Source organism: Streptococcus oralis (assembly GCF_001578705.1).
Lineage (GTDB): Bacteria > Bacillota > Bacilli > Lactobacillales > Streptococcaceae > Streptococcus > Streptococcus oralis_J.
The window spans coordinates 36,730-55,465 of record NZ_KQ969038.1 but is presented as its reverse complement, the minus strand read 5'-3'; the positions used below and the strand labels follow the sequence as shown (position 1 = coordinate 55,465).

Sequence of the window (18,736 nt, the reverse complement as noted above, 5' to 3'; positions counted from 1 at the left end):
GGAGACGAAAAAACCACCTAAGTAAAGGTGGCTTCTTACCTATTAAATCTGTTCAGCGATGACCTTTTCAGCTAGGTTCATAGCATGGTCAGACACACGAGTGTAGTGGGAAATGATGTCGATAAAGTTGACCCCGGCTTGTGTAGAACACTCACCCTTGTTAAGGCGTTTGATGTGGGTCTTTCTGAGAACGCGTTCCATATTGTTGATTTCTTTATGGCGTTCAATCAGACTCTGAGCTTTTTCAATATCATTGTTTTCCACACTATCAAGGGCATCTTTGATAAATGCAGTTGTTGCTTCATAAATCTCAGCTAACTCCTCCAAAGCTGCTTCAGAGAAAAGAACATTTTTGCGTTGGAGGTAGTCTGTTAGGTTGAGCAACCCTTCTGCGTGGTCCCCAATCCGTTCCAAATCACGAGATGAATCAAGGATGTTAGTCAAGACTTCGCTTTCCTTTTGACTCAAGGATTCGCTTGAGAGTCTGATGAGGTAACGAGTGAGTTTTTCATCGATGGTGTTGATAGCTTCCTCTGTCTTGTGCCCTTTTTCAGCTACCTTTTCATCTAAACCGATGATATAGGTATAAGAAAGGTCAAAAGCTTTAGCTGCATAGTTCCCCAAATGTAAAAGTTCTTTTTTGGCATTTCCGAGAGCGATAGAAGGAGATTGCTGGATAAGTTGTTCGTCGAGATAAAGGGGCTCGTACTTGACAACCTCGTCTTCACCAGGGATGAGCTTGGTTACAAAGTAGGCCAAGGCTCCGATGAACGGAAATTGTACAATGGTGTTACTTACGTTAAAGGCACCGTGAGAGAAGGCAATGGTCATCTCAGGTGAGAGGTGAAGGAGTGCCTGGAAGTACTCGATCATAGCAGTAAAGGGGCCTAATAAGATTAAGCAAAGAATAGTCCCTAAAACGTTAAAGGTAACGTGGGTTGCTGCAACGCGTTTCGCAGAGACATTGGCTCCAGCTGCCGCAATGATAACTGTTAGGGTTGTCCCGATATTATCTCCGAAAAGAACTGGTAGTGAACCTTTAAGGTCAAGGAACCCACCTGCATAGAGGCCTTGCAAAATCCCGATTGTAGCCGAGGAAGCCTGGATGAGGACGGTAATCACCGCACCAGCTACTACTCCTAAAATAGGATTTTGTCCCAAGGTCACCATATATTCCTTGAATTGTGGTAAATCTTTAAGCGGACTCATACCGGCACTGATGAGGTTGAGGGCGTAGAAGATTCCCCCAACACCAAATAGGATGCGTCCGATATTGTTTGCGGTTCTATTTTTTGTAAAGAAGAGGAACATGGTTCCAAGGAAAATCAAGGGTAAAGCATACTCACCCAGTTTGAAACCGATGATAAAGGAAGTAACAGTGGTTCCAATATTAGCTCCCATGATAATTCCGATAGCCTGTCTAAGAGTTAGAAGACTAGCGCTAACCAGCCCAACCGTGATAACTGTAACTCCTGTACTTGACTGAATCAGGGCGGTCACGACGATTCCGACTAGAACGCCTAAAAAGGGATTGCTGGTGTACTTGTCAATGTAAAAACGAAGGCGATCTCCAGCAGCTTGTTGCAAACCGTCTCCCATGGTCTTAATGCTGTATAAAAACAGTCCTAGACCTCCTAAAAAGTGAAATAAAATTTCCTGCCAATTAATGGACATTTCTTTTTCCTCCGAAAAATAATCGCGGAATTTCTCCTATTCTATTTTAAAGGATAATAGGAAATCCCACAAGTGTTTTCTTGATATTTTAGTAAGAAATCGCTAACTTTTTTAAATTTCTTCCTTAAATAGAGTTCTTACCTCAAGTATAAATGTCTGCAAGGATTATATCCAAATTAAACTGTTTTTTATCCTAGTTATAGTTTTTTTATCAAACGGATTGACAACGTTTTCACATGAGGTAGAATGAAGATGATCCTGTTCTGGTGGTGTGCACTGAGAACAGTTACTTTTTATCAAAAGAGTGAAGCGCTTACTTTATATTTTATTAGGAGGATAAGATGAAAGATCTATTTTTTGAAAAACGTTGCCGTTACAGTATTCGTAAGTTGTCAATCGGGGCTTGTTCCTTGATGATTGGTTCAGCTCTATTTGCGAGCCCAGCTCTTGCCGAACAGGTTACAGTCCCTGATCCAGCTACTAATACGAGTGCTCAAGCGACAAGTGCTAGTGAATCAACTAATCCAGATACCACAGCTATCGAAAAACAATTATCGGAAACAGAGAATAAAGTAGCTGAGCAACCAATTTCAGAAAACACTCCAGCAATAACGGATTTGGTTAATGAAAAAGAAGAAGCGAAGCCAGCTCCAACAGAAAAAGTTGAAGAAACAGCTCCATTATCTGATAAAGAAGGCGTCAAATCAGAGGAAGCTCCTCAAATAGCTGAGAAGAAAGCCGATAAACCAAGTCTAGCAGACGTTCCTAAAAATGAAGAAAAGAGTCTCCGGCCCAAAGAAATCAAATTTGATACATGGGAAGATTTGCTGAAATGGGAACCGGGTGCGCGTGAGGACGATCCCATCAACCGTTCCTCAGTTGAACTTGCCAAGCGCCACAGAGGTCAGTTGGTTAATGAAAAAGCAAGCAGAAGAGCCAAGGTTCAAGCGCTAGCAAATACCAACTCGAAAGCTAAAGACCACGCTTCTGTTGGTGGAGAAGAATTCAAGGCCTACGCCTTTGACTACTGGCAATACTTGGATTCAATGGTCTTCTGGGAAGGTCTAGTTCCAACTCCAGATGTCATTGATGCCGGTCACCGCAACGGAGTTCCCGTTTATGGAACACTCTTCTTCAACTGGTCAAACAGCATTGCCGACCAAGAGAAATTTGCCGCTGCTTTGAAACAAGATGCAGATGGTACCTTCCCTATTGCACGAAAACTTGTCGATCTTGCTAAGTATTACGGATTTGATGGTTATTTCATCAACCAGGAAACAACGGGTGAATTGGTAGAACCTCTTGGTGAAAAGATGCGCCAATTCATGCTCTATACAAAAGAATACGCAGCTAAAGTCAATCACCCAATCAAGTATGCTTGGTACGATGCCATGACCTACAAATACGGTCGTTACCACGAAGATGGTCTAGGTGATTACAACTACCAGTTCATGCAAAAAGAAGGCGACAAGGTTCCTGCAGATCAATTCTTTGCCAACTTCAACTGGAACAAAGAAAAGAATGACCACTCAGTAGAGATGGCTAAATGGCTAGAGCGTAGCCAATATGATGTCTTTGCCGGTTTGGAATTGCAACAAGGTGGTTCTTATAAGACCAAAGTCAAATGGGATGCCCTCTTAGATGAAAAAGGCAAGTTGCGTTTGTCACTTGGACTCTTTGCACCAGATACGATTACCAGTCTAGGAAAAACAGGCGAAGACTACCACAAGAACGAAGACATCTTCTTTACAGGTTACCAAGGAGATCCAACGGCTCAAAAACCAGCGGACAAAGAGTGGTATGGGATTGCCAATTTAGTTGCTGATCGTACACCAGCAGTAGGACGCACCTTCACTACCTCTTTTAATACAGGGCACGGTAGAAAATGGTTTGTTGACGGCAAAGTTTCTAAGGATTCTGAGTGGAACTACCGTTCGGTTTCAGGTGTCTTGCCAACATGGCGCTGGTGGCAGACTTCGACAGGTGAAAAACTTCGTGCAGAATATGACTTTACAGATGCTTATAATGGCGGTAACTCACTTAAATTCTCAGGTGATGTAGCTGGCAAGACAGACCAGGATGTGAATTTGTATTCTACTAAACTAGAAGTGACTGAGAAAACCAAACTCCGTGTTGCCCACAAGGGAGGAAAAGGCTCTAAAGTTTATATGGCCTTCTCTACGACTCCAGACTATAAATTTGATGATGCAAATGCATGGAAGGAACTTACGCGATCTGACGATTGGACAAATGAAGAATTTGACCTCAGCTCACTAGCAGGTAAAACCATCTATGCAGTCAAACTCTTCTTCGAGCATGAAGGAGCTGTAAAAAATTATCAGTTCAATTTAGGTCAATTAACAATTTCAGACAATCACCAAACACCACAAGCGCCGACGGGTCTTTCTGTTGTGAAACAATCACTTAAAAACGCCCAAGAAGCTGAAGCAGTTATCCAGTTTGCGGGTAACAAGGATGCCGATTTCTATGAAGTTTACGAAAAAGATGGAGATAACTGGCGTTTATTGACAGGATCATCTGCTTCCACTATCTACTTGCCAAAAGTTAGCCGTTCTGCTAATGCGACTGGTACGACTCAAGAATTGAAGGTCGTTGCAGTTGGTAAAAATGGCCTCCGCTCTGAAGTTGCGACGACATCCTTTAACTGGGGGATGACTGTTCAAGATACCAGTCTTCCTAGACCTTTGGCTGAAAATATTGTTCCAGGGGCGACTGTTATTGATAGCACTTTCCCAAATACTGAAGGTGGAGAAGGTATCGAAGGTATGTTGAACGGTACCATTACTAGCTTGTCAGATAAGTGGTCTTCAGCTCAGTTGAGCGGTAGTGTGGATATTCGCTTGACCCAACCACGTCGTGTTGTTAGATGGGTGATGGATCATGCGGGAGCTGGCGGTGAGTCTGTTAACGATGGTTTGATGAACACCAAGGACTTTGATCTTTATTACAAGGATACTGATGGCGAGTGGAAACTAGCTAAGGAAGTCCGTGGTAATAAAGCGCACGTTACGGATATCACTCTTGATAAACCAATCACCGCCCAAGACTGGCGTTTGCATGTCATTACATCTGATAACGGAACACCTTGGAAGGCCATTCGTATCTACAACTGGAAGATGTACGAAACCTTGGACACAGAAAGTCAAAATATTCCAATGGCTAAGGTAGCGGCTCGTTCACTTGGAAACCATCAAGTTCAACTAGGCTTCTCTGATGTTCCGGCAGGTGCAACCATCACCGTTTACGACAAGGCGGATTCACAAACACCAATTGCAACCTTGAAGACTGAAACTGGTGGGGACCTGGTAACAGCACCATTAGCCTTTAACAAGCAACCAAATCTCCTCTACTATCGTACCCAACTACCTGGCAAAGAAATCAGTAACACTTTGGCTGTAGCGATTCCACAGGATGAAAGAAAAATTAAATCTGTCAGCCTTGAAAAAGGACCTAAGAAGGCGGTTTATAAAGAGGGAGAAAAACTCGACCTCAGAGGCGGAACACTCCGTGTTCAATATGAAGGGGGACAAGCCGACGAGCTGATTAACCTCACCCACTCAGGTGTGACTGTATCTGGATACGACGCTCATCAAAAAGGGGAACAGAAGCTCACAGTCAGCTACCTTGGACTTCCAGTTACTGGTGATTTAAACGTACAAGTGACTGGCCAAGATGAAGGAAAACCAAAAGAAGTAGCAGGCTTGTATATTACTCAGAAACCAAAAACAGACTATCTAGTTGGAGATCAACTGGATCTTGCAGAAGGTCGCTTTGGAGTTCTCTATGATGATGAGACAGAAGAGGCTCACAGCTTTACTGATCAAGGTGTTGAAATTACAGGCTACGATGCTCAAAAGACTGGTCGTCAGACCTTGACCTTGCATTACAAGGGGCACACCGCTGAGTTTGATGTTTTGGTTTCTCCAAAAGCAGCTGTCAATGATGAGTACCTCAAACAAGAAATCACTGCTGCCAAAGGCCGTCAGTCAACCCTTGCCTACACCTTCTCAAGTGAGGACAAACAAGAAGCGTTAGTAGAGAAGCTCAATGCTGCGAAAGCTGTTGCTGAAAACCATGATGCCAGTCAGGAAGAAGTCAACAAAGCCTTGAATGAATTGAAACAAGCTGGAGCGGACTTGGATGGAAATCAACGTTATCAAACTGCTAGAGAAGAATTGGAAGGCTTGCTCGAATCCGTCCGTGAAAAAGATTCTCAAGATGAGTTGATTGCCCAAGCTGAAGCTTTGTTAGCTCTACAAAATCCAACTCCACAAGCTTTTGTGGACATGAAAGAAAAGCTGAATAAGAAACTAGCTCCTGCAGAAGAAAGTCACCACGTTGGCAGCATGGATCCTAATGAAGTGGTGCCAACAGTAGAGGCATTGCCTGAACTGGTTATTGAAACAGAAACAACAGCCTTTGAACGTCAAGAAAGACAAAATGTGGATCTTCTTAAAGGTCAACGTCAACTTGTCCAAAAAGGAGAAGAAGGGCAAATTCGTCGTCTAGTAGAAGTAGATGCCCAAGGCAAACGCACCCTTCGTTCAACTGAAGTTCTTAAGGAAGCTATCCCAGAAATCACAGAAGTTGGAACAAAAGTTCTATCAAGCAACCAACCGGCTGGGGGAGTAAAAGACCTAGTTTTAGAAATTCCGAAACTAGAAATTGAAGAGGATACAGTGGACTTCGAACGTCAAGAGCGACCAAATGCAAGCCTTCTAAAAGGTCAACGTCAACTTGTCCAAAAAGGAGAAGAAGGACAAATTCGTCGTCTAGTAGAAGTAGATGTCCAAGGCAAACGCACCCTTCGTTCAACTGAAGTTCTCAAGGAAGCTATTCCAGAAATCACAGAAGTTGGAACAAAAGAAGTGGCGCCAAGTCCAGATAAACCTCATGCTGATACCCTCTCTAAAGAGCAAAAGGGACTTCCAGCTACACCAAGTACCAATGCTCCAACTGCAGAAGTGCCTGTCAAAGGTGAAGTAGCAAGCAAACAACTGCCAAATACAGGAGTAGAAACAGATGCCAGTCTTGTAGCTCTGGGGCTTCTCGGAGTGATGAGTGGCTATGGACTTGTAGCTTTGAAAAAGAGAGAAGACTAAGAATAGATAGTATTTCTTAAGCTGAGATTAGAAAGAAATCGTTTCAAGAAGCAACAGCTAAAAATAGTTGTTGCTTCTTTGTGTTCTATCATCCGAATGGTTTTCTGAATTGAGACTGAATAGCTTGTAAGCCATCATAAAGTGTTTTTCAGCAACATAATCTTCAAATTCAGTTCGGTCATATTTCTGGACTTTAATCAGTTTATTTGATACCATAAAATTTCAGTAAAATTTTAAGGAGATGTTGTGAAATTATTTGTAAAACATGGGATATTTCTTTTTGCAACGGTTCTATCCCTCAGTACCTATAGTGTCATGGCTGATGAAGCTGTACAGACTAGTACAAAATCTAGTGTTGAAAATATGGCAAAATCTACGCCAAATGATGTCGTTGTCGGCAATCCGAACAATGCAATTTCCGATTTAAAGGAAGACAAAAATAGTGGGACTTCTGAACCTAGCATTACTAAAATTGAAGTCTCTGGTGGAGTAAATCCATCTGCGACCGGTGTCGATTTTTTCAAAGATGTTGAAATTAATCTTGAGGGAAATAACCTAACTGATGATAACTTTCTCAGCAAAGAAGGACTTCATTGGTCTGATAAAACATATGTCGAAATTGATAAAGGAACTGAAAATGGTCTTTTAAATGACAGTGAACGATTTGGTGAGGCCAACACTCCCTCAACCCCTGTTATAGCATATAGCAACAATGTAGGTGATAGTGGACGAATCAATTTTGTCGGCAAAACCTTATCTGGTATAGATTTAGATTTACTATGGACGGTCATTGAAAGTGATAAAGATGAGTGGGCTTCAAATTCTGGATTTCAGGATAGTCGTCCAAAAGGACTAGGTTTCTCAGGTGAGCAATTTATTCCAGGCGCAACAGGGAATTCTATCGTTGTATTGTACAACAATGCAAGTAACCTCGCTCTACATTATCAAATTGTAAAACATGGAACTAAGATTGAGCAACCCATACTTGTTAGTTTTATTTCTACCGATATTGATGCCGCTCAGGGAGTTCAAACGAACCTTGCAAATTTAGTTGAAATCATTCCGACAGAATCCAATCTCGTCAAGGAAGATGGAATTATCTATGATGCTACTTCAGGCGTAGTCGGTCTAAATGGCTCTAAAGATCTTCCGAAAGGTGGCTATCTTGGAGCTGGCTTTATTTCAAATTTTGATTATACCTTCTACTCGCCTGCCCCAAAAAGAGTGAATGATTCTTACTACTACCCAATAGCTGTAAGGTACGATATTTTTGGAAGCAGCTTGCAAGCCAATATCAATACGCGAGTTTCTAAACCGATTATTGTCCAGTATGTTGATAAACATGGAAAAGAATTAAAGAAAACAGAATTTTATAAAGGTTTCGATGATGAATCTTATAAAGTGGAATCCCTTAATATTCCAAATTATCGATTAGTAGATGTTAAGAGATTAACAGAAAATAAGGCAAAAACAAGGATTCAGTTCGTCTATCAAAAAGAACTACCCGTAACATTAAAGTTTCAAGATGAAAAAGGGAAGGAGTTGTACGGTACTCTAACTTATAAAGTTCTCGAGGGGCAAAGACTAAAGCATACACCTAAGAAAGTAGATGGTTATGTGACGCCAACAGTATTTGAGACCTTGGTCGAACATGCTGTAGAAAAGGTTTTTGTTTATCAGAAGATTCCACAAGCTAAGGAAAATCTTCAACCTTCTAGCAAAATTACGAATCCTAACGCGGAGAAGACTATCAGGCCACAGCTGCCATCATCCTTTTCCTCAGCAAACTCTAATTACCCTGTAGAGACCTCTTTGGCAGGGAGCTCATTACCATCCTTTTCTCAGGGATCAAACCAAGTACCAAATAACCAAGGCCAAAGAGTAGAGGATAGTCATACTGAACCCAAAAAGCAAGAGATACCAACCAAAAAAGATCCCTTTTTAACCAATACCAAGATGAATCAAGATGAGAAGAAATTGTTTCTTGATTATATCAGGGCTGTTGGAGATGAAGCACGCAAAAAATATGGTAATAATCGCAATAAAATCAATCACGCTATTGCTAACGCCATCGCGCGTGTTCCTTACTCAAAAGATAAACTGCAATCCATGACCAATGATTTTGGAGAAGCCCCAGATTTTTTAACTTCTAAAATTCATTATCTATTATCTGATTTGCACACATCTCCATCATATACTATTGACTTTCCACATCTGGCTGCACCGATTGCTACCTCTTATCAAAGTAGTTTTCTAAAAGAAGTAGGGAAATTTTTTGCAGGTTTTTCCCCATTTAACCTTTTTGGCTTATCCCCAAAAGCGATTCTTTTTCAAAATAATTCTCTAACAGGAGACTTATTAACAACCATCGATGAAAAGGACACGCTCACAGATATAGATGCCTTTATCCTGAAGTATCATAGGGACTTTAAAGACTTGGATTTGGATCAGGCCATCGAAAAATATTACCATACAGATGGCTTGGAGCAGAAACGTCAAGAGTATTATCACCAAGTACTCAAAGAGCAGTCGGGAAATACCACTGCCGAGGGCTATAAAGATCTCTTGTTACTTGGAAGTATTTTTAGTTTATCAGGGCTCGCCTTGTTTGGGATGAAAAAGTTCAATGAGGGCAAAGCTTTTGTAGAACGGTTGTGGAAAGATCCTTCAACGACGATTCAAAAAGATATTTTGGAACCACTAAAATCCGGCTTTGATTCCTTTATGAAACACCCACTAAAATTTGTCGAGAAGCATATTGCAGCTCCGATAGGAAATACCTTGGCTACTTTTGGAAGTGCTACCTTATATGTGGGTGCGAGAGTGACAAAGGCTGTTAATGACTATCTCCTTAAGCCAGTCGTAACCTTTGTAGCTACCAATGTGGTGAAACCCCTCTACAATAGTGTCGTCAAACCAGTAGTTGATGTCGCTGTGAATAAAGTGGCTAAACCGCTCTATCAAAAGGTTATAAAACCAGTAGTAAAACCAATCGTAAACTTTGCTTATAATGCAGTAGCGAAACCCTTCTACCATGGAGTTGTCAAACCTGCCTATAATCACGTGGTGAAGCCTATTGCAAAAGCTATCCACAACAATGTGCTTAAGCCCGTCTACAATCATGTACTCAAGCCTGCGGCAAGTTTTGTGAATCGGACAGTCGTCAAACCCGTCTATAACTATGTTGTTAAGCCCGTCTACAACCATATTGTTAAACCAATCGTCAAACCGATTTATCAGAAGGTTGTAAGGCCAATCGCTCGGGCAACCAATCGCTATATTATAAAACCAGTGGTAAACACTGTAAACAAATGGATCGTTAATCCAATTAAAAATTGGTTTGGTCGTAAGAAAGGAAAGAGATGATGAAAATGGTAAAAGCGCTTCTAGTAGGAATTGTTACAATCTTGCTCATAAGTTTCTATGCATATGCTAATTTAAAACACAATTCGATCTACTATGCCCAACAGATGCCCCATAAGGAGGGGACAGAGCCTGACTTAGTCATGCTGATTGAAAATATGTGGTGGATTTATACACCAGAAATAGAAGGAATCCGCTATGACGATGATGGAATGAATAGTATAGCTAGAAATATTGAGGGAAAGGAGTCAATATTCTCTGCATCAGGAGATTATTTAATGTTTCATTCCGGTACTGATAATCATTATCTCTTCGATGAAGTTTTTCGTATTCAAAGTGCATTTGATGAACATTATAATGATATTGAATTCAATCAACAACTAGTTTTAGATGAAATTAGAGAGACCGTTCAGCCCATACTTGATGTACAATCTAAGCCCCTCATTAATCTTCAGTGGCTGTTTAATTTACTGTATCAGGACAGGTTTAACTAAAGATGAAAATGGTAAAAGCGCTTCTAGTAGGAATTGTTACAATCTTACTTATAAGTTTCTATGCATATACTAATTTGAAATACCATTCGGTCTACTATGCCCAACAGATGCCCCATAAGGAGGGGACAGAGCCCGACTTAGTCATGTTACTTGAAAATATGTGGTGGGTTTACACACCAGAAATAGAAGGAATCCGCTATGATGATGATGGAGGGAATGCTATTATTGACACTAAAAACAATTTTGTTTTATCAGAAACCATGGGAAATTTTTCATATCATAAATATCATCTCTCTATAGGTTTTGATAGTACTTTTAGATTTCACCATGTAAGTGACTTCACAGGAGAACAACCAAAAAGAGAAATTCATGAGGATGAAATAAAACAGGAGATTAGGGAAGTGTTTGCCCCAGTTATTGATGCTCAGAGCAAACCCTTCGTCAACCTTCAGTGGCTGTTTAATTTACTGTATCAGGACAGGTTTAACTAAAGATGAAAATGGTAAAAGCGCTTCTAGTAGGAATTGTTACAATCTTACTTATAAGTTTCTATGCATATACTAATTTGAAATACCATTCGGTCTACTATGCCCAACAGATGCCCCATAAGGAGGGGACAGAGCCCGATTTAGTCATGTTACTTGAAAATATGTGGTGGGTTTACACACCAGAAATAGAAGGAATCCGCTATGATGATGATGGGAATAATGCTATTGAAAATACCAAAACGGAAACAGTTCTGTCCAACTCTATGGGAAATTTTTTGTATCATAAAAATCGTGTAACTGTAGCTTTTGATAGTACCTTTAGATTTTTCCATGTGACTGACTTATCAGGAGAGCAACCCAAAAAAGAAATTCATGAGGATGAAATAAAACAGGAGATTAGGGAGGTTTTTGCACCAGTTATTGATGCTCAGAGCAAACCCTTCGTCAACCTTCAGTGGCTGTTTAATCTACTGTATCAGGACAGGTTTAACTAAAGATGAAAATGGTAAAAGCGTTTCTAGTAGGAATTGTAACAATCTTGCTCATAAGTTTCTATGCATATACTAATTTAAAACACAATTCGGTCTACTATGCCCAACAGATGCCCCATAAGGAGGGGACAGAGCTTGACTTAGTTATGTTGATTGAAAATATGTGGTGGGTTTATACACCAGAAATAGAAGGAATCCGCTATGATGATGATGGTAGAAATTTTATTGAAAATTCAACCAATATGATTGGTAAACCTACAAATTTTTCTGAGTTTGATGGAAGTTATAGCTATAGAGATCAAAATAATGTAGCTTATAAATTCGGAAAAAATTTTTCTCTTGAGTGGGCTATTGACAAGCATTATAAAAAGATTGATCTAGCTACAATTGACGAAAAAAAGATAAAACAAGGTATTAGAGAGACCGTTCAACCCGTACTTGATGTACAATCCAAGTCCCTCATTAATCTTCAGTGGCTGTTTAATCTACTGTATCAGGATAGGTTTAATTAAAGATGAAAATGGTAAAGGTTTCATCTGATAAGCAAAGTTAATGTCAATTTTTCCAGATGGAATAGAGAACAAGAAAAGTGCAGGCTTTTGCTATCTCTTTTACTGATTTTGTGATATAATTAACACGTATAAAAAAAGAAGGAGTCATATCTAATGGCAAAATTGACTGTTAAAGACGTTGACTTGAAAGGGAAAAAAGTTCTCGTTCGTGTTGACTTCAACGTACCTGTTAAAGATGGCGTGATTACCAATGACAACCGTATCACTGCAGCTCTTCCAACTATCAAGTACATCCTTGAACAAGGTGGACGTGCAATCCTCTTCTCTCATCTTGGACGTGTAAAAGAAGAAGCAGACAAAGAAGGTAAATCACTTGCTCCTGTAGCTGCTGACTTGGCTGCTAAATTGGGACAAGAAGTTAAATTTATCCCAGGTGTTACACGTGGTGCTGAATTGGAAGCCGCTGTTAACGCTCTTGAAGATGGACAAGTTCTCTTGGTTGAAAACACTCGTTTCGAAGATGTTGACGGCAAGAAAGAATCTAAAAATGATCCTGAACTTGGTAAATACTGGGCATCACTTGGAGATGGTATCTTCGTAAACGATGCATTCGGTACAGCTCACCGTGCACACGCATCTAACGTTGGTATCTCAGCAAACGTTGAAAAAGCAGTTGCTGGTTTCCTTCTTGAAAACGAAATTGCCTACATCCAAGAAGCTGTTGAAGCTCCAGAACGTCCATTCGTAGCGATCCTTGGTGGTTCAAAAGTATCTGACAAGATCGGTGTCATCGAAAACTTGCTTGAAAAAGCTGATAAAGTGCTTATCGGTGGTGGGATGACTTACACATTCTACAAAGCTCAAGGTATCGAAATCGGTAACTCACTTGTAGAAGAAGACAAATTGGATGTTGCGAAAGCTCTTCTTGAAAAAGCAAACGGCAAATTGATCTTGCCAGTTGACTCAAAAGAAGCAAACGCATTTGCTGACTACACTGAAGTGAAAGACACTGAAGGTGAAGCAGTAGACCCAGGTTTCCTTGGTTTGGATATCGGTCCTAAATCTATCGCTAAATTCGACGAAGCTTTGACTGGTGCCAAAACAGTTGTATGGAACGGACCTATGGGTGTATTTGAAAACCCTGACTTCCAAGCTGGTACAATCGGTGTGATGGACGCTATCGTGAAACAACCAGGCGTGAAATCAATCATCGGTGGTGGTGACTCAGCTGCTGCAGCCATCAACCTCGGTCGCGCAGACAAGTTCTCATGGATCTCTACTGGTGGTGGAGCATCAATGGAACTCCTTGAAGGTAAAGTATTGCCAGGATTGGCTGCACTTACAGAAAAATAATCTTTCGTAAATGAAACGATGAAAAGAGGAACTTTGTTTCCTCTTTTTCTTGTAGCTTGAATTAAAAACGTTTCCGATTGATTTTGGCTCATAAAATCAACTAAATTATGATAAAATGGAAATAGAAAGTTGAGATTATGGGTTATTTTAAAAAATATAAATTTGATAAGTCACAGTTCAAGCTTGGTCTACGAACCTTTAAAACCGGAATTGCTGTTTTTTTAGTTCTCTTGATTTTTGGATTCTTTGGTTGGAAGGGGCTTCAAATTGGGGCTTTGACAGCAGTCTTTAGTTTGAGAGAAAGCTTTGATAAGAGTGTCCATTTTGGAACTTCACGTATCTTAGGAAATAGCATCGGAGGTTTTTATGCTCTTGTCTTTTTCCTCTTAAATACCTTATTTCAAGAAGCCTTTTGGGTGACCTTGCTGATTGTGCCAATCTGCACCATGTTAACCATTATGACAAATGTTGCTATGAACAATAAGGCGGGAGTTATTGGTGGTGTAGCAGCTATGTTGATTATTACCCTATCAATACCGAGCGGAGAAACATTTTTGTACGTATTTGCTCGTGTATTTGAAACTTTTATGGGTGTTTTTGTCGCAATACTCGTAAATTATGATATTGATCGCTTCAGAAATCTTTTTGAGAAAAAAAGAAAATAATGTTATATTTTGTGACATTATCAATTGACGTATATCTTTTTTTAGACTATAATAGACAGAAAGAAGGAAATTGTAAATGAAGGAAAGAGAATTTCGCCGAAATATGGCTGTTTTTCCTATCGGCAGTGTGATGAAGTTGACCGATCTATCGGCGCGTCAGATTCGTTATTATGAAGATCAAGAGTTGATAAAGCCTGATCGAAACGAAGGGAACCGTCGCATGTATTCTTTGAATGACATGGATCGTTTACTTGAAATCAAAGACTATATCTCGGAAGGTTTCAATATCGCTGCCATTAAGAAGAAATATGCTGAACGTGAGGCGAAATCCAAGAAAGCAGTGAGTCCAACGGAAGTGCGTCGTGCGCTTCATAATGAGCTCCTCCAACAGGGACGCTTTGCTTCAGCACAGTCGCCTTTTGGTCGCGGTTAGGCAACCGCAAGTAGTCAGATATTAAGGAGAAAAACCATGCCAATCACAGCTGCAGATATTCGTCGTGAAGTCAAGGAAAAAAATGTTACCTTTATCCGTCTCATGTTTTCAGATATTCTGGGAACGATGAAAAACGTCGAAATTCCTGCTACAGATGAACAGTTAGATAAAGTCTTGTCAAACAAAGCCATGTTTGATGGATCTTCTATTGAAGGTTTTGTACGTATCAATGAGTCAGATATGTACTTGTACCCAGACTTGGATACATGGACAGTCTTCCCTTGGGGAGATGAAAACGGAAGTGTTGCAGGTTTGATCTGTGATGTCTATACAACAGAAGGAGAACCCTTTGCAGGTGACCCTCGTGGGAATCTGAAGCGTGCACTTCGTCATATGGAAGAAGTAGGATTCAAATCCTTCAACCTTGGTCCAGAGCCAGAATTCTTCCTGTTTAAATTGGATGAAAATGGGGATCCAACTCTTGAGGTAAATGACAAGGGTGGCTATTTTGACTTGGCACCTACTGACCTTGCAGACAATACACGTCGTGAAATTGTGAATGTCTTGACCAAAATGGGATTTGAAGTAGAAGCGAGTCACCACGAGGTTGCAGTTGGACAACATGAAATTGACTTCAAGTATGATGAAGTCCTCCGTGCCTGTGACAAGATTCAAATCTTTAAACTCGTTGTTAAAACCATTGCTCGCAAACACGGTCTTTACGCAACCTTTATGGCGAAACCAAAATTTGGTATCGCTGGATCAGGTATGCACTGTAATATGTCCTTGTTTGATGCAGAAGGAAACAATGCCTTCTTTGATCCAAATGATCCAAAAGGAATGCAGTTATCTGAAACGGCCTACCATTTCCTTGGTGGTTTGATCAAGCATGCTTACAACTATACTGCTATCATGAACCCAACAGTTAACTCATACAAACGTTTGGTTCCAGGTTATGAAGCACCTGTTTACATTGCTTGGGCTGGTCGTAACCGTTCACCACTTGTGCGTGTGCCTGCTTCACGCGGTATGGGAACTCGTCTCGAGTTGCGTTCAGTGGATCCAATGGCAAACCCATACATCGCGATGGCAGTTCTTTTGGAAGTTGGTTTGCACGGTATTGAAAACAAAATCGAAGCACCAGCTCCTATCGAAGAAAATATCTACATCATGACAGCAGAAGAGCGTAAGGAAGCTGGGATCACAGACCTTCCATCAACTCTTCATAACGCCTTGAAAGCTTTGACTGAAGATGAAGTAGTTAAGGCTGCCCTCGGAGACCACATCTATACCAGCTTCCTTGAAGCCAAACGTATCGAGTGGGCTAGTTATGCGACCTTTGTTTCACAATGGGAAGTTGATAACTATTTAGATCTTTATTAATGTAGAAGAAAGATTGCCTGAGGGCGGTCTTTTTTCTTGCGTTTTATATCGAGGTGTGATATATTTTATATAACGAGGTGCGATGTATCGAACTGAATAGGAGGCAGTTGTAAATGGAATTAACGGATAAGATTCGTCGAGTTTATCTTCCGATGACGGAAACGGGTTTTTATATCTTGTTCTGTCTGCAAAAGGAACGTCATGGTTATAGTATTACCCAAAAGGTCAAGGAGATGACAGATTCGCAAATCTTGATTAGTCCGGGGACTATGTATGGGACCTTGTCAAAGATGGAAAAGGATGGCTTGATTTCCTTTGTTCGCGAAGAGGAAAAGCGTAAAATCTATCAGATCACAGACTTGGGACGAAAAGTCTTAGATATTGAATTGAAACGTATTGAACGACTTTACAGAAATAGTCGGGAGGAAGGTTGATGGAAAAGAAGGTTGTTTATAGAATTACTACCATTGCGGATTATGATAGAGAGGCTTTATACCTTGGGGAAATGCATGCTAAGGGTTGGAAACTTAAGGAAGTGAGTTACTCTAACTTAGTAGTTGCGGTTAAGTATACTTTTGAAAAGTGCCAACCGGAGCAGGTGTCTTATCAGTTGGATTTTCACCCAATGGAAAAATCAGAGAGAGCCTCCTATTTACAACTATTTAAAGACTGTGGCTGGGAGCATATTACAGACTTTAATGGCTTTTCCTACTTTAGAAAGCTTCGTTCTGGAATTGAGTTGGATGCCGAGTTTGAAATCTATAATGACGCTACTGGGAAGTTAGCCATGGTCAAACGGATTTAAATAATGCGGATGCTACCTATTTTGATTCTTTTTTCAGCTCTACTACCGGTTTTCTCAAAGTTTTTCAGTGGAGGTAGTTCTTTCAGTTGGGTAATGTTTTTGATTGTTATTATGGATTGTGTTTTATTGATAGTTTTTGCGATTCAGATTTCTTATATTTTTTGGAGATTGTTCCAAAAGTGGAAAGAATTATCTGATAGCTGAAACAATACTTGTTTTCTGATTTGGAGGTCAGGCAATGAATAGCAAAGTACAATTTCGGATTTTCACCATTATTGATTTGGACAAGGAAGAAGATTATTTGCATGAGATGCACTTGAAAGGTTGGAGATATAGAACTAATCGTTTGAGCTTTTTCTATTTTGAACAATGCCAACCAGATGATGTCATCTATCAGATCTATGATACTCGCCATCTTAAAAAGTATAAGCATGAACTACAAAATTTTAAAAATAGCGGTTGGGAATTGATAGAAACAGGTTCTTGTTTGATTCTTCGTAAACCAGCTTCCGATATACTTTCAGATGATCAAATCTATATGAGTAATGACCTCAGGTGGGAAGTTATGCGGTCTAGACTTCGATCCTGTACAGCTGCTTTCTCAGGTGGTCTTGTTGTTTGCATGAGTTTGTATCGAGAAAACTTGTCTCAGTCTTTCTTTATTATTTTCTTGTTATATGCTTGCTTAATTTCTTATCTAATCTATGGTTTTTTCAGACTTAAAAGGAAATACCAAATTGATGAAAAGTAAGTTTCTAGGTCTTCAGACTGATTTTTAGCACTCTTGGCAAAAGAGTGCTAATTTTTTGAGTTTTTGTCTTGACATTCTCTTCTAAGGGTGTATAATAGAATCATGAGTTAGCACTTAGGTGGATCGAGTGCTAATCGATTGGACAGAGAGGAGTGATGAGATGGTTACAGAGCGTCAGCAGGATATTTTAAATCTGATTATTGACATCTTTACCAAAACGCACGAACCTGTCGGATCCAAAGCTTTGCAAGAGTCTATCAACTCTAGCAGTGCAACCATTCGTAATGATATGGCGGCTCTAGAAAAGCAAGGTTTGCTTGAGAAGGCGCATACTTCAAGCGGTCGGATGCCAAGTGTTGCTGGTTTTCAGTACTATGTGAAACACTCACTGGATTTTGACCGACTGGCTGAAAATGAGGTCTATGAGATTGTCAAAGCCTTTGATCAGGAATTCTTCAAACTAGAGGATATTCTTCAAGAGGCTGCCAATCTACTAACAGAATTGAGTGGCTGTACGGTAGTGGCACTGGATGTTGAGCCCAGCAGGCAACGGTTGACAGCTTTTGATATCGTTGTTCTAGGGCAACATACAGCCTTGGCAGTATTTACCCTAGACGAGTCGCGAACGGTTACCAGTCAATTTCTGATTCCAAGGAACTTCTTGCAGGAAGATTTGCTGAAGCTTAAGGCAATCATTCAGGAACGTTTCCTAGGTCACACCGTTCTAGATATTCACTACAAGATTCGGACGGAGATTCCGCAGATTATCCAGCGTTACTTCACAACGACGGACAATGTTATGGATCTTTTTGAACACATTTTTAAAGAAATGTTCAACGAAAACATTGTGGTGGCTGGTAAGGTCAATCTCTTGAATTTTGCAAATCTAGCAGCTTATCAGTTTTTTGACCAACCACAGAAAGTGGCTCTGGAAATTCGTGAGGGTCTGCATGAAGATCAAATGCAAAATGTCCGTGTTGCGGACAGTCAAGAGTCTTGTCTAGCAGATCTAGCAGTGATTAGCAGTAAATTCCTCATTCCTTATCGAGGTTTTGGAATTCTTGCCATTATCGGTCCGGTTAATCTGGATTACCAGCAATTGGTTAATCAACTCAATGTTGTCAATCGAGTCCTAACTATGAAACTCACAGATTTCTACCGCTATTTGAGTAGTAATCATTATGAGGTGAGTTGAACATGA

General features: G+C 40.3%; 15 protein-coding genes. 14 read left to right on the top strand and 1 reads right to left on the bottom strand.

Annotated elements, in window-relative coordinates:
* Nucleotides 1–42 precede the first annotated feature (42 nt).
* Complete coding sequence (locus tag SORDD05_RS06110; protein WP_061417975.1) at nt 43–1,674, bottom strand: Na/Pi cotransporter family protein; 1,632 nt, start codon at nt 1,672–1,674, stop codon at nt 43–45.
* A 341-nt stretch (nt 1,675–2,015) separates the two neighbouring features.
* Between SORDD05_RS06110 and SORDD05_RS06105 the strand changes: the two genes are divergently transcribed.
* The 14 genes from SORDD05_RS06105 (at nt 2,016) to hrcA (ending at nt 18,730) form a co-directional block, all read left to right on the top strand.
* Nucleotides 2,016–6,797 (top strand): endo-beta-N-acetylglucosaminidase, encoded by a 4,782-nt coding sequence (locus SORDD05_RS06105; RefSeq protein ID WP_061417972.1) that lies wholly within the window; start codon nt 2,016–2,018, stop codon nt 6,795–6,797.
* Nucleotides 6,798–7,112: 315 nt separating this feature from the next.
* Nucleotides 7,113–10,163, top strand: a complete 3,051-nt coding sequence (locus SORDD05_RS06100) for a MucBP domain-containing protein (RefSeq protein WP_196757203.1) — start codon at nt 7,113–7,115, stop codon at nt 10,161–10,163.
* On the top strand, nt 10,163–10,654 hold the full coding sequence (locus SORDD05_RS06095; RefSeq protein WP_061417966.1) for a hypothetical protein: 492 nt from the start codon (nt 10,163–10,165) through the stop codon (nt 10,652–10,654). Before SORDD05_RS06100 ends, SORDD05_RS06095 begins: the two co-directional genes overlap by 1 nt.
* Before the next feature lie 2 nt (nt 10,655–10,656).
* Nucleotides 10,657–11,145 (top strand): hypothetical protein, encoded by a 489-nt coding sequence (locus tag SORDD05_RS06090; protein ID WP_061417963.1) that lies wholly within the window; start codon nt 10,657–10,659, stop codon nt 11,143–11,145.
* Between the two features lie 2 nt (nt 11,146–11,147).
* Nucleotides 11,148–11,636 (top strand): hypothetical protein, encoded by a 489-nt coding sequence (locus tag SORDD05_RS06085; RefSeq protein WP_061417960.1) that lies wholly within the window; start codon nt 11,148–11,150, stop codon nt 11,634–11,636.
* 2 nt (nt 11,637–11,638) lie between these two features.
* Nucleotides 11,639–12,145 (top strand): hypothetical protein, encoded by a 507-nt coding sequence (locus SORDD05_RS06080; protein WP_061417957.1) that lies wholly within the window; start codon nt 11,639–11,641, stop codon nt 12,143–12,145.
* A gap of 153 nt (nt 12,146–12,298) precedes the next feature.
* Nucleotides 12,299–13,498 (top strand): phosphoglycerate kinase, encoded by a 1,200-nt coding sequence (locus tag SORDD05_RS06075; protein WP_001096770.1) that lies wholly within the window; start codon nt 12,299–12,301, stop codon nt 13,496–13,498.
* Between the two features lie 137 nt (nt 13,499–13,635).
* On the top strand, nt 13,636–14,163 hold the full coding sequence (locus SORDD05_RS06070; protein ID WP_000540311.1) for an FUSC family protein: 528 nt from the start codon (nt 13,636–13,638) through the stop codon (nt 14,161–14,163).
* A gap of 76 nt (nt 14,164–14,239) precedes the next feature.
* On the top strand, nt 14,240–14,596 hold the full coding sequence (gene glnR, locus SORDD05_RS06065) for a transcriptional repressor GlnR (protein ID WP_000664331.1): 357 nt from the start codon (nt 14,240–14,242) through the stop codon (nt 14,594–14,596).
* A gap of 36 nt (nt 14,597–14,632) precedes the next feature.
* On the top strand, nt 14,633–15,979 hold the full coding sequence (gene glnA, locus SORDD05_RS06060; RefSeq protein ID WP_001122884.1) for a type I glutamate--ammonia ligase: 1,347 nt from the start codon (nt 14,633–14,635) through the stop codon (nt 15,977–15,979).
* 113 nt (nt 15,980–16,092) lie between these two features.
* Entirely contained in the window at nt 16,093–16,413 is a 321-nt protein-coding gene (locus SORDD05_RS06055) for a PadR family transcriptional regulator (protein ID WP_061417954.1), read from the top strand.
* A complete protein-coding gene (locus SORDD05_RS10255) occupies nt 16,413–16,784 on the top strand; it encodes a DUF2812 domain-containing protein (protein WP_061417952.1) in 372 nt (123 codons plus the stop codon). Before SORDD05_RS06055 ends, SORDD05_RS10255 begins: the two co-directional genes overlap by 1 nt.
* 238 nt (nt 16,785–17,022) lie before the next feature.
* Nucleotides 17,023–17,535, top strand: a complete 513-nt coding sequence (locus tag SORDD05_RS06040) for a DUF2812 domain-containing protein (protein ID WP_061417947.1) — start codon at nt 17,023–17,025, stop codon at nt 17,533–17,535.
* Nucleotides 17,536–17,695: 160 nt separating this feature from the next.
* Nucleotides 17,696–18,730, top strand: a complete 1,035-nt coding sequence (gene hrcA, locus SORDD05_RS06035) for a heat-inducible transcriptional repressor HrcA (RefSeq protein WP_061417944.1) — start codon at nt 17,696–17,698, stop codon at nt 18,728–18,730.
* Nucleotides 18,731–18,736: the final 6 nt, after the last annotated feature.

Coding starts and splice junctions, on each gene's coding strand:
- SORDD05_RS06075 (WP_001096770.1), top strand. CDS start 12,299: ATGGCAAAATTGACTGTTAAAGACGTTGACTTGAAAGGGAAAAAAGTT.
- SORDD05_RS10255 (WP_061417952.1), top strand. CDS start 16,413: ATGGAAAAGAAGGTTGTTTATAGAATTACTACCATTGCGGATTATGAT.
- SORDD05_RS06040 (WP_061417947.1), top strand. CDS start 17,023: ATGAATAGCAAAGTACAATTTCGGATTTTCACCATTATTGATTTGGAC.
- SORDD05_RS06110 (WP_061417975.1), bottom strand. CDS start 1,674: ATGTCCATTAATTGGCAGGAAATTTTATTTCACTTTTTAGGAGGTCTA.
- hrcA (WP_061417944.1), top strand. CDS start 17,696: ATGGTTACAGAGCGTCAGCAGGATATTTTAAATCTGATTATTGACATC.
- SORDD05_RS06070 (WP_000540311.1), top strand. CDS start 13,636: ATGGGTTATTTTAAAAAATATAAATTTGATAAGTCACAGTTCAAGCTT.
- SORDD05_RS06080 (WP_061417957.1), top strand. CDS start 11,639: ATGAAAATGGTAAAAGCGTTTCTAGTAGGAATTGTAACAATCTTGCTC.
- glnA (WP_001122884.1), top strand. CDS start 14,633: ATGCCAATCACAGCTGCAGATATTCGTCGTGAAGTCAAGGAAAAAAAT.
- SORDD05_RS06105 (WP_061417972.1), top strand. CDS start 2,016: ATGAAAGATCTATTTTTTGAAAAACGTTGCCGTTACAGTATTCGTAAG.
- SORDD05_RS06090 (WP_061417963.1), top strand. CDS start 10,657: ATGAAAATGGTAAAAGCGCTTCTAGTAGGAATTGTTACAATCTTACTT.
- SORDD05_RS06055 (WP_061417954.1), top strand. CDS start 16,093: ATGGAATTAACGGATAAGATTCGTCGAGTTTATCTTCCGATGACGGAA.
- glnR (WP_000664331.1), top strand. CDS start 14,240: ATGAAGGAAAGAGAATTTCGCCGAAATATGGCTGTTTTTCCTATCGGC.
- SORDD05_RS06085 (WP_061417960.1), top strand. CDS start 11,148: ATGAAAATGGTAAAAGCGCTTCTAGTAGGAATTGTTACAATCTTACTT.
- SORDD05_RS06100 (WP_196757203.1), top strand. CDS start 7,113: ATGGCTGATGAAGCTGTACAGACTAGTACAAAATCTAGTGTTGAAAAT.
- SORDD05_RS06095 (WP_061417966.1), top strand. CDS start 10,163: ATGAAAATGGTAAAAGCGCTTCTAGTAGGAATTGTTACAATCTTGCTC.